Source organism: Vibrio sp. 10N.222.52.C12 (assembly GCF_041474215.1).
In the GTDB taxonomy this organism is placed as follows: domain Bacteria; phylum Pseudomonadota; class Gammaproteobacteria; order Enterobacterales; family Vibrionaceae; genus Vibrio; species Vibrio crassostreae_C.
The window spans coordinates 1-14,336 of the sequence record NZ_JBFRTR010000074.1; the positions used below are offsets into that span (position 1 = coordinate 1).

The 14,336-nt window shown below is 39.8% G+C and carries 14 protein-coding genes; 10 read left to right on the forward strand and 4 right to left on the reverse strand.

The features are described from left to right. The 5 genes from AB4623_RS13945 to AB4623_RS13965 form a co-directional block, all read left to right on the forward strand. On the forward strand, nt 1–1,322 hold a 1,322-nt coding region (locus AB4623_RS13945; RefSeq protein ID WP_372146682.1), incomplete at its 5' end, for a CS1-pili formation C-terminal domain-containing protein. Nucleotides 1,323–1,335: 13 nt separating this feature from the next. Continuing rightward, the gene (locus tag AB4623_RS13950; RefSeq protein WP_372099859.1) at nt 1,336–2,040 is read left to right on the forward strand and encodes a hypothetical protein; all 705 of its coding nucleotides are present in this window, start codon (nt 1,336–1,338) and stop codon (nt 2,038–2,040) included. Beyond that, nucleotides 1,997–3,124, forward strand: a complete 1,128-nt coding sequence (locus tag AB4623_RS13955) for a hypothetical protein (RefSeq protein ID WP_017059956.1) — start codon at nt 1,997–1,999, stop codon at nt 3,122–3,124. Before AB4623_RS13950 ends, AB4623_RS13955 begins: the two co-directional genes overlap by 44 nt. After that, entirely contained in the window at nt 3,121–3,861 is a 741-nt protein-coding gene (locus tag AB4623_RS13960) for a LysM peptidoglycan-binding domain-containing protein (protein WP_065584792.1), read from the forward strand. The genes AB4623_RS13955 and AB4623_RS13960 overlap by 4 nt, the downstream gene beginning before the upstream one ends. Before the next feature lie 533 nt (nt 3,862–4,394). Then, entirely contained in the window at nt 4,395–4,658 is a 264-nt protein-coding gene (locus tag AB4623_RS13965; RefSeq protein WP_017062773.1) for a hypothetical protein, read from the forward strand. A gap of 246 nt (nt 4,659–4,904) precedes the next feature. Here AB4623_RS13965 and AB4623_RS13970 read toward each other — a convergent pair whose 3' ends face one another. Further along, complete coding sequence (locus AB4623_RS13970; RefSeq protein WP_372099858.1) at nt 4,905–5,915, reverse strand: helix-turn-helix domain-containing protein; 1,011 nt, start codon at nt 5,913–5,915, stop codon at nt 4,905–4,907. 96 nt (nt 5,916–6,011) lie between these two features. Then, on the reverse strand, nt 6,012–6,968 hold the full coding sequence (locus AB4623_RS13975; protein ID WP_102332686.1) for a helix-turn-helix domain-containing protein: 957 nt from the start codon (nt 6,966–6,968) through the stop codon (nt 6,012–6,014). Between the two features lie 269 nt (nt 6,969–7,237). Here AB4623_RS13975 and AB4623_RS13980 point away from each other — a divergent pair, with 269 nt between their 5' ends. Continuing rightward, entirely contained in the window at nt 7,238–8,002 is a 765-nt protein-coding gene (locus tag AB4623_RS13980) for an EAL domain-containing protein (protein ID WP_372099856.1), read from the forward strand. A gap of 209 nt (nt 8,003–8,211) precedes the next feature. Continuing rightward, a complete protein-coding gene (locus AB4623_RS13985; protein WP_372106918.1) occupies nt 8,212–10,083 on the forward strand; it encodes an MOSC N-terminal beta barrel domain-containing protein in 1,872 nt (623 codons plus the stop codon). Nucleotides 10,084–10,189: 106 nt separating this feature from the next. On the opposite strand, the gene nadE is transcribed toward AB4623_RS13985, so the two are convergent. Further along, nucleotides 10,190–11,020, reverse strand: a complete 831-nt coding sequence (gene nadE, locus AB4623_RS13990; RefSeq protein WP_017062768.1) for an ammonia-dependent NAD(+) synthetase — start codon at nt 11,018–11,020, stop codon at nt 10,190–10,192. A gap of 109 nt (nt 11,021–11,129) precedes the next feature. Here nadE and AB4623_RS13995 point away from each other — a divergent pair, with 109 nt between their 5' ends. Both AB4623_RS13995 and AB4623_RS14000 read left to right on the forward strand, forming a co-directional pair. Further along, nucleotides 11,130–11,651, forward strand: a complete 522-nt coding sequence (locus tag AB4623_RS13995; protein WP_017064305.1) for a nicotinate-nicotinamide nucleotide adenylyltransferase — start codon at nt 11,130–11,132, stop codon at nt 11,649–11,651. Between the two features lie 27 nt (nt 11,652–11,678). Then, nucleotides 11,679–12,161, forward strand: coding sequence for a hypothetical protein (locus tag AB4623_RS14000; RefSeq protein WP_017067427.1), 483 nt, complete (start codon nt 11,679–11,681; stop codon nt 12,159–12,161). Between the two features lie 133 nt (nt 12,162–12,294). Here the strand turns inward: AB4623_RS14000 and AB4623_RS14005 are convergent, their stop codons facing one another. Then, the gene (locus AB4623_RS14005; protein WP_017064307.1) at nt 12,295–12,921 is read right to left on the reverse strand and encodes a hypothetical protein; all 627 of its coding nucleotides are present in this window, start codon (nt 12,919–12,921) and stop codon (nt 12,295–12,297) included. Between the two features lie 175 nt (nt 12,922–13,096). On the opposite strand from AB4623_RS14005, the gene AB4623_RS14010 reads away from it, so the two are divergent. Then, the gene (locus AB4623_RS14010; RefSeq protein WP_137001459.1) at nt 13,097–14,203 is read left to right on the forward strand and encodes a 1-acyl-sn-glycerol-3-phosphate acyltransferase; all 1,107 of its coding nucleotides are present in this window, start codon (nt 13,097–13,099) and stop codon (nt 14,201–14,203) included. Nucleotides 14,204–14,336: the final 133 nt, after the last annotated feature.

Here is a 14,336-nt window from a genome sequence, read left to right on the forward strand (position 1 = left end):
CAGAGTACTTAACGAGAAATATATCATCATATATATCGGGTATATTAACAAAAAACCAATATAAAGATTTTAGTAATGGTTATAATAATGAATCAGAAAGTTGGTCTGCAAGAAGTGGCGTGCAGATATCATCATTACCACTTGACTCAAAGGTGAACTTAGAGTTATCAGCAAGTGAATCGAGCGATATAAATTATGGTGTTATGGCCTCAATAATTATTCCAATAGGCCAGGAAAACACATACACACATAGTACACAAGCACAAATAGATGATAGTGGTGATGTTGCGCTATCGCATAGAGATACAATCTCAAGTAGTCTAATTAACAGAAACAATCTAAATGTATCAAGCTCTGCGGGACTTTATTATCAAGATTCTACTGAAGACCAAAGCAGTGCCGATTTATCATTGTCTGCAAATTATAAGAATAAACATATTGACTCAAACTCTTATGCCTATATCAATTCAAGTAGTAATACAAGTGTTTCTGCATATATTGGTACAAGTAATATCGTAACTTCTCAAGGAATAGAGTTTACGAGTGAAAAGTCATCTTCTTATTTTATTTCGAATAATGATACAGGGGAACTGTCTTCGGATGGAAAATTCTTGGCGGTAGTTAACTCCGAGCAGAATGGAAAACAAAGCAATGCTTATGTTAGTGGAGATGCTTTGACGGTATATCCATTAAAAGAGTTCTATGAATATGAATTCAAGCTTGATACGGAAGCCTCTGATTTTTACAACAATGGTGAGTCTTATACGTCGGCTACTAGTTATCCAGGAACTGTTATCCGTTTGGATACGTCGTTGTCTGAGTTGAAATCATTTATATCGACGTTTAGTGATATAAATGGAAATCCAATAGACGGAGTTGAATGTATCGGTGGAGGTTGTGTTTCTACTGACAAGCTTGTTGAAGGTGTGTATCAATTTAAGGTGAAAGATAAACAACCTTACAAAATTATATCTAAGGAAAACCAATGTGTAATACCGGAGTTATCATCGGTTAATAATTTGAATTTAGGTAATAACTTCTGTATGCCATCATTCGAAGAAAATAGTGAAGGTTATCAGATAGCCCTAGTTGATGGTGTTTATTATTACTACTTAGGGCAATACAAGGATAGTAATATTGTATTGAACTATCAGAACAAACTGAACAACTCAGGTGTTGAAATTATAAACAAAAAGCTTGGCGGTTATTTGTATATATTCGCTAAGTCTCCTGAGCAACTAACTACGGCAAACAAACTGTATGTTGATGAACTCATTAATTATGCAGTTCATATGGAGATGACGCCATATGCTTATAACTAACATAGAGAAAATTATGCAACGTGTAATATTTACTTCGATACTATTAATGACGACCTCTTTTAGCCATGCATTTAGCATAGATAAAATGCTTCTTATAGCTGGAGAAGATGGTAATGAAGTTTTTACTCTGACTAGTTCGAAAACTGAACCTGAATATATAAAAGGTAACGTTAGCCAAGTAAAGGTTGAAAACGGAGAGTTAGAAAAGGTAGAGCTAACAAAAGATAATTTACCTTTATGGGATCTTGCGCTATTACCCAATAAACTGATATTAAATCCGGGGGAAAGACGTCGTGTATCAGTAAAGAATTTATGTCAGGTTAATTGTGATGATTTAGAGAAGGACAAAGTTTATCAAGTGACTTTCATGCCTAGCGTTATCGATGGAGATAAAAAAGAAAGTATAATTGGTATTAATTATGGTTATGCTCCTTATTATATTGTACCTGCAAAAAATGCTAATGTTGACTACAAAGTTAAATATAACGGTTCAGAAGTTTATGTGGAAAATAATGGTAACACATTTTTCTACATACAGTTTGATAACTGTAAACCGAATTCTGTTAGTAACAAATGTAAACAGACTAATACAATACTATCTGGTCGAAAGAAAACCATAAAATTAGCAGAAGGCCTGCAAAATGTCGATTCGTTATCCGTTAAGGTAGCCAACCATGATTACAGTTATAACAAAAATATCACTATTAAAAAGAAATAGCCTAATTAGTATAGCGCTATTATTCACGGCTTTAGATAGTAGCCATGCTGCAGATGTATACGGAACGATTACAGCAAACAACTCTGTGGTTTGGAACAATGCGGCGCCAAATAGTTATTTCGGTAGTGAAGCTATATCTCCATCTGCATGGACGATAGCGCAAGAGCAACCAACGGCAGAGTGGTATCCCGCAACGATGGATAACCAACCCGTTAATAACGTTAGCTTTGTTAATCATTCTACAGGCGAAAGTTTTAACACCAGCCTGGAGTTGTTAGGCGTTGAGTACAATTTGGGTAGCTCGGCTAGTTATTTCACATCAAAAGACTACGGGTCAAATGTGGGAATGGGAGTTGCCAATGAGTGTGCAGCTACAAATATAAGTGGTTCGAGTGCGAAAGTGGGCCAAGAGTCGACTTTGTGTGTGTCGCGAATGGGTTACACAGCAACAAGCCGAATAGAGCCTTTTAAGTTTTATCGACCTGCTTTCGCTTTGCCTAATATCAGTAATGATGTGTTCGCAGCCCCTGTTGGATCTGGAACTTTTACGGCATCAATTAACCTTTCACCCACTTACTTTTTTACAAGTCAAACCGGTACGATGACTTATACCAGAGTGCCGGAGACGTTAATTATCACGATTGATTATCAAGCTGCGATCCTTGAATCATTAACGGTACTTGGAGACGGGAATATTGAACCCCAGTATGATACTGCAACAAAAAGGATCTCTGGTACAACGAGGTATGATGTTAGCTTGTTAGGGACTTTACCTACAGGCGTTATTATGACATTTAGCCCTACGTCAGGTGACTATGAGCTTACAAATATTGATAACTCGCTAGAAAAGATACCCTACACAATCACGTGTGCCATTGGCTGCGAAAGCCCTGACAAGGTGATTGTCCAAGACGGAGTACTTAATACCGCATCTTTTCCTGATTCAGAAGTGATTACAGTGAATGGAGAAGGTAGTAACAAAGTTGATGTAGCATACGATGTTAGTTTTGATGTCGATGGAAATGCACTCAGTTCAGGTAATTACCAAGGGTCGTTTAATGTTGTTTATGAGGTGAACCTGTGAACCGACTAATTAATAATATTTTTTTTATGTTTCTAGTACTAACCAGCGGTGCAGCGGTTGCTGAGAAGCCAACTGCTCATATTTTGGGGGTAGGGGCAAACTATGGCTATAATTTTGATGGAGATATGTTTGAGAATTCTCAATCTATTTATTTTCTCTACCAATATAACCGACTTCAATTGAATCTAGGTATCAAACATTATAAATTATTAGATGATTCTGAGTACATACCTGATTTAGGTTTGCTTTATAGTATACATGATGGAGAAGAAATTGATTTAAAGGTTGGAGTCGGATTTGAAGATAAATATCCAACAATAGAGTACCTTGCTGAGTATGCTTTGAATGAATATTTCGGTGCGAGTATCGCACTTAATCAAACGTTGAATGATGATTTTGGGCAAAATCAACGAGAAGCCGTGGTTGGATTATCTTATTATTTCAATGACAGTAAGCGTAAGATTGAGTCTGACCAAGTTGAACCTCGCCCTTCGTCACTTGAAATTACGAAAGCTCCGGATTGCACATCTGACCCAACTGATACGGACTGTGACTTCGATACTATGTCTAACAGTATATCCGAAGTTGCTGTTAAGCCGACATTACCTTATGTCGTACAAGAAGGTGATTGGTTATATGAACTACGTAGAAAGTTCGGCTTCGATTTAGAAGAGATCATTGAGAGTAATGATATTGAAAATCCTGATTTGATCATTCCTGGCCAAGTATTAGAATAAGCTCTTACCGGTAATCTGATCAATATTAAAGTATTACTAGACCTATTTCTTATAAGGTATGGTGATGCTTTTTTTTTGCACTCGATTAAATCTGTCTAACTATTCATCTATGATCTTACATAGCTTACGTTGATGTGAATAATCAAGTGTTGCCAAGAATCATGGTTTACATACCAGATCTTAGGTTCAGGTATTAAATATTACGAAGTTAGATAAAATTTAATTCTCTTAATGTAAAACCATTAAACTACTATGAAGACTTGCAAGATATGTATTAGCGTTTTACTCTTCGGTCTCTCCCTAAGGTTTAACTGCCATCAAATCGCTAACCAGTGCATAATATGCATAAGTCTGGTGAATTGATGTGGCCGTATCCATGCTATATAATGATCGTTATGAATGGACTTTTCTGAACAAATTAATGTTTACAAATCTAACATCACGGATGCAAGAGTGGCTGGTAGGCATTAGACTTCTTTTTTTCTGCGAATAAGCTAAACTCTCATATGTAACCAATTGCATTTGAGGTGTTTATGAAGTCGTTTGTCAATATTAAGGTCGTTTTATGTTCGTTTTTATTTTTTGCAACCTCAGCGATTGCTTCTATTAGTGCTGATGATGTCACGTTTTCAGGCCGAGTCGATGGAGATATACGAGCAATTTATTCTGACAAAAGTCTAACGAATGTGGATGGCATGCAAAACACGAAAGCTGTAAGAGGCATGACTCAGAGCAGTTATGTAACATTACTAAACAATGAAGTAGATGATGTAATTGTTCGTGAGGTTGACATGTAGTCAAGCGAACATAGCATATTAGATTCTAACTTTTTACCATATGCTTTAATACTCAATCGCTTAATTACATAGTATATAGATTGTACTGATAATTTAAGTGGGAAAATAATGAGGTATATTGGTTCAATAATATCGAATACGAATGTCAAAACTGTAGAGTTGTGTTTTGAAAGATTGAAGCAAGCAGGAGTTTATCCATCTTTCGATGGATTGGTACTCCTGTTAATGTGCGCGGAAAGAGACCGCTTAGCAACACTGAGAGCTAATTGAGCATGGGTTTGAACAGGTTTGACAGCCTGTAAGCAAGTTCAAGAACTCGGGTTGAGTAAATAGCTGGCTTGTTTTTATGTGCATTAAAGCTTTAGAATAATAGTGTTTACCAATTTTGATTGCACCGTTGGTTGATTTTTTCTCGTACGAAACAACAGAAAATCCCATTTTTTCGAGTACTTCTGCTGAGCTCTTTATAGCAACTGTTGTGTAGTAGTCGGTAATGTTAGCGTGTTTTGCTAGAAACCTGAATTCTCTATTTAATTGTAGACGAAAAGGTCGCTCGTACAGCGAATGCTGGCTCACCGCAAAATAAGCTAATTTTCGGCTTTTATTATAAGGAACGGTTTTTCTTAAATCTATTTCATTAATCGACTTTTGAGAAAGTGTTTCAATTTCGGAGATCATACCTTCAGTCGTGAATATAGTGCCTATGTTATGTCCTAATAGCTCCCCTGTGACGCTGTCGACATATTTATAGGCAATGAAATGTTTTTCATTGCAATAGTTTAAAAAATCGATTTTATAGAGTCCATGCTTAATATTCTCATCAGAGGTTTTCTCATGAAAAACAAGTACAGAATTTACAATCTCACTATCATTAGAATTTCCAATCGGATATTCACAAACAGGATTGTGTTCGATCATCGATGTTGACTGATAATTTGCTCTGGCGATCAAATTATTTAAACTACGGTATTTCTCTTCCATCAGAGAGTCGAATTGATCAACTCTATTTTTAGAACTAGGGTCTTGATGTAGTAAATGACTAACTTTAGATAGATAAGGCTCAAGATCGTTGGTAAATTCTCGCAAAACACGAATACTACGGCTAAGAGTTGGTTTAGTTTTTCCTCTTTCCCATCGACTAAGTGTAACTGTGTCAATGTTCGATAGATCTCCTCCGAGTAAGTTGAGCTTTGTAGCTGCTTGACTTTGTGTTAGTTCATTCGCGATTCGATATTTTTTTAAGTATTCGCCAAACACAGTAGTTTTCTCCAATTTTTTGCATAAGGCGAAGTATTATTATGTGTAGAAACTTAAGATGGTAGGCATCTTAATTTAAAGGCTGTTTGGCTATGCCTAATGATTTTTGATTGAGTATTGGTTATCCCACTGGGTTGTTTTTATGAGGGTTATTATTTCGGGTTGAGAAAGAAGTGTCGCTGTATCAATTTCGTATAAGCAATGTTCGAATGAGCGGTTGCCTAATTTAAAACCTCCTTTTTCTGACTCAATATCAAATGCTATTTTCTTAAATCCAAGTTGCTCTAAAATTTGTCCGATTTCAGGCCATGCACTAAAGAAATAATAACGTTGAACATTTGAATAGTGAATTAGGTTTATAAATTGAGAAACTAACATACATCGAAATATCTGGAAATTAGAAGAGTAACGATTATAATTACAAACCGATAACTTAGTCGAATTTTTATAACTGACAGATTTTGTCAGGTCGATATCAATGATTTTTGAATGAGTAACTTTGTCAAAATAGTCACTTTCGAATATAAAACTAATTGAGTGACCTACCAACTGCCCGCTTTCTGTTATAAATCTTTTTAAAATAGCTCGTTTGTTTTGTTGGTAGTCATATAGATTAATGTCGAAAAAACCCTTCGGTGTATGGATGGCTGTTTCGTAAAAGATTTTAAGGCTAGATAGTATCTTGTCATCATCTTTCAAAAGAAGTGGCATCTCAGTAATTAAAGTTGATTGTGGCTCTTGTGGCTCTTCATAACTTAATGATGAAAGCTTCGTTACCCTGTTATTAAAACGAAGTTGTTCAATCTCGTCTAGTAGCTTTGTTTCGTTTGGATTAGGTATTAATTCATAAAAGTCACTCAGGTCAACCTGTAAACAACGCAAGATTCTTAGGCATTTTGCAAGTGTTGGTTTGGTTTTTCCTCGTTCCCAACGACTGAGAGTTACCACGTCTACAGAGCGAAACTCTTCATTTGCAAGGTTTAACTTAACAGCAAGCTCACTCTGAGTAAGACCTAGTGAGACTCTCAATTCCTTTAAATAGTCACCAAACATACATTATCCCTAAGCGTAATTTGATCTAATTGAAGTATAGTCATCTATGATAGTTTATGGCGTTTTTAATAACCTATCTAAAAGTAACAGACTCGAGATTACCGTTTTGAAACGGCATTGTGTATTTGTACAGGAGTTCGTTTAACTACTTATGCAGTTTGTCTTCACGGTTAAGAAGTAGGCATGTAAAGCTACATATGATTTGTTCATGCTAATCCTTGCTAGTTATTGATCTGTAGTATGGATTAATCACAAAAAGAGGTTTGTTTATGAATACGAATATGTTGTCTGAAAATTTACAAGCCGAAGCACTTATTGACGATGTTAATCAGGGATTGTTTTATCCTGTTTTTCAACCGATAACTAATGGCAATGGAACTGTCGGTGCTGAGGTTTTGTTACGTTGGGAAAAAGGGCACGATGTTGAATCGTCAATTCGCTGTCTGTTAGACGCTAAGAAGATTGCATGGTTTACTCAAATATTCTTGTTAAGAGTGTCCGAGGAATTATTGTCTCAGAAGAAAATGATTGATTTTCTGACTATTAATATCTCCCCTGATCACGTTTTAAGTTTCACTTTTCTACGTGATATTTCCCCAATTTGGCAAGCATGCAACAAGTTAGGTATAACCTTATGGATTGAGCTTACTGAGAATGAACAATACCCGGTTGGCATTGACGAGAAAAGGATGATGTCCCAGTTTGGAGTATGTCGTGGTCTTGGAATTAAAATCGCGATAGACGACTATGGCAGTGGTTATAACACTGGTGAAGCACTGATTAGGGTTGTTAAACCGAACATAGTGAAAATAGATCGGTCGTTAATGAGAAACCGGAGTGATAATTCGACCTTTTGGGAGCGTCTTAGATTTTTAGCTCGGAAGTATCAGATTGAATTGTTATCTGAAGGTATAGAAAACCATGAAGATTTACGTTTTGCACAATCGCAGGGCATAGATTATTTTCAGGGCTATCACTTAGGCAAACCTGGCTCATTGAGTCAATTGTCGAAACAAGGTGCAGCATATTGCTGATCTACTTAAAAATAGCGTGAATAAATTCGGGTTACTTTTAGTGTGTAAAGCATCATCGTTAGTTTCAAGAGTTTTAGGTTTGCCGGAACATAATGCCATTCTATTAGTTTAATCATGCCTACTTAGTATCAAGTGTTTAATGCCTGCCAGTTTATCTATTTATAACCATTTGTTAGCATTGGGACAAACAACAAAACATTGGAATCGTTATGTCGCAGTCACCTTTGGATCAAAAGGCTTTGGAGCAAGAGCTTTCAGGTCAACAGCCCTCCTTATCTCAAATTAATGTGTTTCCGGTTAAATCAGTAGGTGGGATTGCACTCTCTTCTGCTTGGGTCGAAAAACAGGGCCTTACCTTCGACAGACGTTTTATGTTGGCCTTGGCTGACGGCTCAATGGTGACGGCGCGTAAGTACCCTAAAATGGTCAAGGTGTCTTCTAGCTTGCAGCCAGACGGTTTGATTTTTACTTACGAAGGCAAAGAACCGCTGCGCCTAAAATATGCAAACTTCAAGATGCAAGAAGCGCCTGCAACAGTGTGGAAAGATAGCTTCACTGCGTATACCACCAACGACGAGGCGGATGATTGGTTTAGCGATGTGCTTGGTGTTCGCGTAGAACTTCTGTTCTGTGGTGAGCAATCTAATCGTGTTCGAGAAAAGCTTGGTCAGAATGTCAGTTTCGCCGATGGTTACCCGATGTTAATCATCAGCCAAGCTTCGCTTGATGAGTTGAATCGCCGTAGTCCTGAAACGCATTCCATGGATCAGTTCCGCACCAATTTTGTCGTCTCAAACACTGAAGCGTTTGCTGAAGATGGTTGGAAGCGCATTCGAATTGGTGAGGTTGAATTCGAAGCGGTGAAGCCTTGTGAGCGCTGTATCCTAACGACAGTCGATGTTGAGAGCGGCGAATTCAGAGCAACAAAAGAGCCACTCAATACCTTTTCTACGTTCAGAGCCAATGAACGTGGTGGCGTTTTCTTTGGTCAGAACCTTGTGGCGAAAAATGAAGGTCTGGTGAAAGCGGGTGATGTGGTTGAGGTACTTGAAACCAAAGAGAAAGAACACTACGAAGACTCTTGGGTCGAGTCACTGCACTTAACTTGCGTCGAGCGTGAAGAGATCGCTCGCGACTTCACAACCTTTTGGCTAGAGCCAGCGAAAGAGAACAATTTATTACCAAGCTATCAGCCGGGGCAACATCTACCGATTGAAATGGTAATTAATGGCGAGAAAGTGTCTCGTCGTTACACGTTATCTTCTAGCCCTTCACGCGCAGGTCGTTTGGCGATTTCCGTGAAGCGAGTGGACGATGGTCAAATCTCAAACTGGCTCAATGATCACTTCCAAGTCGGTGACACGCTAGTTGCTCAGAATCCAGATGGCGCATTCTACTTAGAAGATAACCCAACACATCCATTACTGCTGTTATCAGCGGGAAGCGGCATCACCCCTATGTTGTCGATGCTTCGTTACTTAGCCGACCATGGTCAGATTGATGATGTGGTGTTCTATCACCAATGCAGCAGCGAAGAAGATATCCCTTATCAAGCTGAGATTGATAAGATCGCCAGTGAGCACGCGGGTCTTCGTGTGATCTATTCATTAAGCCAACCAACCAAAGAGTGGGATGGTTTGTCTGGGCGTCTAAGCGTGTCGCATGTCGCTAAAATTGAAGAGCTACACAAGCGTCAAGCGTTCGTGTGTGGCCCTGACGGCTTTATGGACAATGCCAAGAAACTACTGATTCAAATGGGGCTTAACCCTCAACATTATCATCAAGAAGCGTTTGGTGTTGCTCAGTCTACCGAAGAGGCGGTGAAGCAGCTGCAGTTAAGTGTGAACGGCTACCTGTTTGAAGGTAATAACCAATCAACCCTGCTAGAGCAAGCTGAGTCGGCGGGTGTGTCTATCGCTTCAAGTTGCCGTGCTGGTTTCTGTGGCGCTTGTAAAGTGACCCTTGAGTCAGGGCAAGTTCACCAACCGGATGTGCCTGCATTGCAAGAACATGAACGTAATATGGGTCAGATACTGGCGTGTTGTAGTGTGCCTCAAACTGATATCGAAGTTGTAGACTAACTCGGTAGGTCGGAAGGCCAGAAAGAAAAGCACATTGAATAGAAAAGGCCGGAAGTTCACTGAAATGAACTTCCGGCCTTTTTGATTCTAAGATTAATTCAAACAATTAATCGTAGATCGTTGGGATCGGTTGACGCTTGTGCTGTGTTGCTTTGTAGATGCCTACTAAGCGGTCTGACACGTCTTGAGGGACTTCTTTACCTTCAAGGAAATCATCGATTTGGTCGTAAGAAAGGTTCAATGCTGCTTCGTCGGCTTTCTGTGGATCAAGCTCTTCTAGGTCGGCAGTAGGCACTTTCTTAACCAATAGCTCTGGCGCACCTAGCGTTGCTGCAAGTTCACGAACTTGACGCTTGTTCAGGCCAAACAAAGGCGCTAAATCACATGCACCGTCACCGTGTTTGGTGTAGAAGCCAGTGATGTTTTCTGCTGAGTGGTCAGTACCAATCACAAGACCACCAACGTAACCCGCAATTTCGTATTGCGCGATCATGCGAGCGCGAGCTTTCACATTACCTTTAACAAAGTCGATTTTTGCTGAGTCTGTTGGTAGTAAACCTGTACCTTCAAGTGCAACGTGAGATGCTGCGTGAAGCCCATCAACACCCGCTTTGATGTTTACAGAAACAGATTGAGAAGGCTGGATGAAAGAGAGAGCAAGTTGTGCTTCATCTTCATCTTTTTGTTCGCCGTAAGGTAGGCGAACCGCAATGAATTGGTAGTCGTTGCTGCCAGAGTTTTCATTCAGGCTATCCACGGCCATTTGTGCCAAGCGGCCACAGGTCGTTGAGTCTACACCGCCACTGATACCAAGGATCAGAGACTTGCAGCCTGACTGCTGAAGTTTCGTTTTAATAAAGTCCACACGACGAGTCACTTCGAAGTGAGGGTCAATTGAAGGTAGTACGCGCATTTCGTCACGAATTAACTGTTCCATTCGTATTCCTTTCCTGCAAGCAAATTAAAAATCTAGTGTTATCATACCTAAATCATCCGATTTAAAAACCTCTTTGCACAAGCTTAGAAAGAGAAGGCAGTAATAAACAATGGAAAAAATAGCCATTTTCGGTAGTGCGTTTAATCCACCGAGCCTAGGGCATAAAAGTGTGATTGATTCGTTGGCTCACTTTGACAAAATTCTACTCGTTCCAAGTATTGCCCATGCTTGGGGAAAAGAGATGCTAGACTTTGATACGAGATGTCAGTTAGTTAATGCATTTATCAGTGATCTTTCACTGGATCAAGTTGAGCTTTCGTTGATCGAAAAGAGCTTATTTACACCCGGCGAAAGCGTGACGACTTTTGCTGTACTCAGTGAACTGCAAAAGTTACATCGTGACGCTGAACTGACGTTTGTTATTGGCCCAGATAACTTCTTTAAGTTCTCATCTTTCTATAAATCAGATGAGATTACCGAGCAGTGGTCTGTAATGGCTTGCCCTGAAAAAGTGAAAATTCGCAGCACAGACATACGTAATGCACTGATAAGTGGAAGCGATGTTGCAAAACTGAGTACAAAGTCAGTTACAAAGATGTTGCAAGATAGTGGACTGTATCAGATAATGTAAGTTCACTAATCAAGAGGTCAGAGGACTATGCTAAAGAGCGCGATATCAGCGACGTTGATCATGGCAGCATGTAGTATGCCTGCGTATGCTGAGTGTGATTTTTTTAGCTTAGATTCGATCATGCTGACTTCTGATGACGACAACTGTTTGGACTTTTCTTCGAGCATTGAGTCTTTTGGCCAACGTATGATGGAAATCAGTGGGCTGAGCGATGATGAACCGGAAAGCACACCGGACTATTGGTCTGACTGGGTTCTTCAAACCAAAGACTCGCCATTGCTGACACAAAGCATTGAGTCAAACTATGTTGGCTTGGGTATGTGGTTTCCAGAAGACCTTGAAGATGAGCAGTATGATATGTCGACTGAAGAGTGGTTGATGAATCATGGTCTTCAACTCAGCATCGGTTTTGGCGAGAAAGTCGAAGGGCAGCCGCGTATGCGCTTTGATTATCGTTGGCACGACTCACGTGACGCCGACCTAATGATGCAGGTTGAGTTGCCATTTTAGACAGGCAGATACACAGATAGATTGCTATCTACGTCTAAATAGTAAGAATTAAAAAAGCCGCAAAAACTCAGTTTTTGCGGCTTTTTAGTATCTGGCTTGCGAGTTTTAATACCAGCACTCACTTTCCGCCAAGCTATAAATCTTCACCAAAAACAAGCATACACAGTTGCTCGAACTCTTCTTCTTTACCTGAGAACAGATCATCAATCACAAGTGAACGTTTTTGACCTGACTGCATGCGTTTCTTCGCTTCTCGCATCACCATCACCAGAGTGTGCTCTTGTGGCAAGTTTGAGTCATCAATGTTCCATTGATTGAATCGCTGAGAAAGAGCACTTTCGCAAAGCAGGGGTTTAAACGACAACACTTCTTGCTTCAATACAGAAAGCATATCTTTAAACGCTTGTTCCGTATTATTGGCATTAGAAGCGCGAGCTTTGGTTTGTTCTAGCTTTTCTAGTAGTGCCGAAGAGAGGTTGGTTTGCGTGATGTAACCCGCTTGTCTTGGGAATGAATCCGTCAAACGAACAGAAAAATCGACACGGTTAACCTGAGTGTTTGGAAAGTAGGTCAGTGACGTTAGGCAGTCGTATGGAATCCAGACGCTTTGTCCTGGTTCAACGGCATACTCTTGTTTGCCTAACTTAATCAAAACCAAGCCACTTTGAACCGATACAAGGCTATGTTTAAGTACTTTCTTGCGTGGTGTGATCACCAAGTGTGAAAAGTAAGCCGATGTATATTCAATAGCGAAGTTCATAGATAGTACCTTAATTTTGGGGCGTCAAGATTACCGTTAATCTTAAAGAATGCCAACAATAACAGGGGATTTTCAATGTTTCTGGTCTGACCTTGTCAAAAGTATGGGCTCTGTAGCTGCGAGAAGTCAAAACAACGCGTAGAATGAGCCAGCTTTTTATTATATGAATTAAAAAATGACCTCTCCAACCGATCCATATGTTGATATTCGCCCTTACGGCGATGATGAAATTCCAGCGGCACTAAACCGTCTTATTAATGATGAAGAATTTATCAGTGCAATCTTGCACTACCGTTTTTCAAACCATGCGTCTTGGTTCAAAGCATTAATGAGCCCGATTTTGCGTGTGTACTTAAAAATGAAATGGAGCAAGCTGACTAGCGTTGAATCCATTCAGATTGAAGTGAAAAAGTACTTACGCGACACGTTAGCGAAAACCACTAGCGGTGTGACGTACACTGGTATCGAGTCACTGGATGCGAACCAAGCTTATCTGTTTGTATCAAACCATCGTGACATTGCTATGGATCCTGCGTTGGTAAATTACGCTCTGCATCAAAATAATCATCAGACTTGTCGTATCGCTATCGGAGACAACCTGTTGAAAAAGCCATGTGCGACTGAATTGATGCGTTTAAATAAGAGCTTCATCGTAAAGCGTTCTTTGAAAGGACCGCGTGAGATGATGAAAGCGCTAGGGCAGTTGTCTTCTTACATTAAGCACTCTCTAGAAACGGGCAACTCAATCTGGATCGCTCAAAAGGAAGGTCGTGCGAAAGACGGTAACGATTTTACTGAGCCAGCAATTTTGAAAATGTTCCACGTTGAAGGACGTAAGCAAAAAATTGCTTTCCCTGAATACGTGAAGTCATTGAAGATTGTTCCTGTGGCTATTTCTTACGAGAACGACCCATGTGACACGGCTAAAGCGATAGAGCTTTTCGAAAAAGACGTAAACGGCAGTTACGAAAAGGGTGAGTTTGAAGATATCGAAAGTATCATTCAAGGCATCATCGGTAATAAAGGACGCGTTCACGTTGGCTTCGGTCAGGTTATCGACCAAGATTTTGATACCCCTGAAGCGCTTGCTGAAGAGATCGATCGTCAGATCCACGATAACTACAAACTGTTCCCAGTAAACTTGCTGGCAGCAGAAAAAGAAGACGAGTCGATTACAGCGGCCGTTAAGCAAGAGTTTGAAGCTAAACTATCGAGCCTGCCACAAGGTGCACGTCAGTACTTGATCGATAGCTACGCCAACCCAGTGAAGAACATTGGTTAACGAGCGTTAGTTAGCTTGCTAGTTGATTAGCAACTTGATTGAATTGAAAAAGGAGCCTTGGGCTCCTTTTTTGTTTCTGAATCACCATTTGTTGCTGCGATCGAGCATTAACGTATTAGAGCATTAGAGCATT

Excerpts from the sequence above, each read along its gene's own strand:
- AB4623_RS14000 (WP_017067427.1), top strand. The coding sequence starts at position 11,679 with ATGCTAAAGAGCGCGATATCAGCGACGTTGATCATGGCAGCATGTAGT.
- AB4623_RS14010 (WP_137001459.1), top strand. The coding sequence starts at position 13,097 with ATGACCTCTCCAACCGATCCATATGTTGATATTCGCCCTTACGGCGAT.
- AB4623_RS13985 (WP_372106918.1), top strand. The coding sequence starts at position 8,212 with ATGTCGCAGTCACCTTTGGATCAAAAGGCTTTGGAGCAAGAGCTTTCA.
- AB4623_RS13975 (WP_102332686.1), bottom strand. The coding sequence starts at position 6,968 with ATGTTTGGTGACTATTTAAAGGAATTGAGAGTCTCACTAGGTCTTACT.
- nadE (WP_017062768.1), bottom strand. The coding sequence starts at position 11,020 with ATGGAACAGTTAATTCGTGACGAAATGCGCGTACTACCTTCAATTGAC.
- AB4623_RS13955 (WP_017059956.1), top strand. The coding sequence starts at position 1,997 with ATGATTACAGTTATAACAAAAATATCACTATTAAAAAGAAATAGCCTA.
- AB4623_RS13995 (WP_017064305.1), top strand. The coding sequence starts at position 11,130 with ATGGAAAAAATAGCCATTTTCGGTAGTGCGTTTAATCCACCGAGCCTA.
- AB4623_RS13980 (WP_372099856.1), top strand. The coding sequence starts at position 7,238 with ATGAATACGAATATGTTGTCTGAAAATTTACAAGCCGAAGCACTTATT.
- AB4623_RS13965 (WP_017062773.1), top strand. The coding sequence starts at position 4,395 with ATGAAGTCGTTTGTCAATATTAAGGTCGTTTTATGTTCGTTTTTATTT.
- AB4623_RS13950 (WP_372099859.1), top strand. The coding sequence starts at position 1,336 with ATGCAACGTGTAATATTTACTTCGATACTATTAATGACGACCTCTTTT.
- AB4623_RS14005 (WP_017064307.1), bottom strand. The coding sequence starts at position 12,921 with ATGAACTTCGCTATTGAATATACATCGGCTTACTTTTCACACTTGGTG.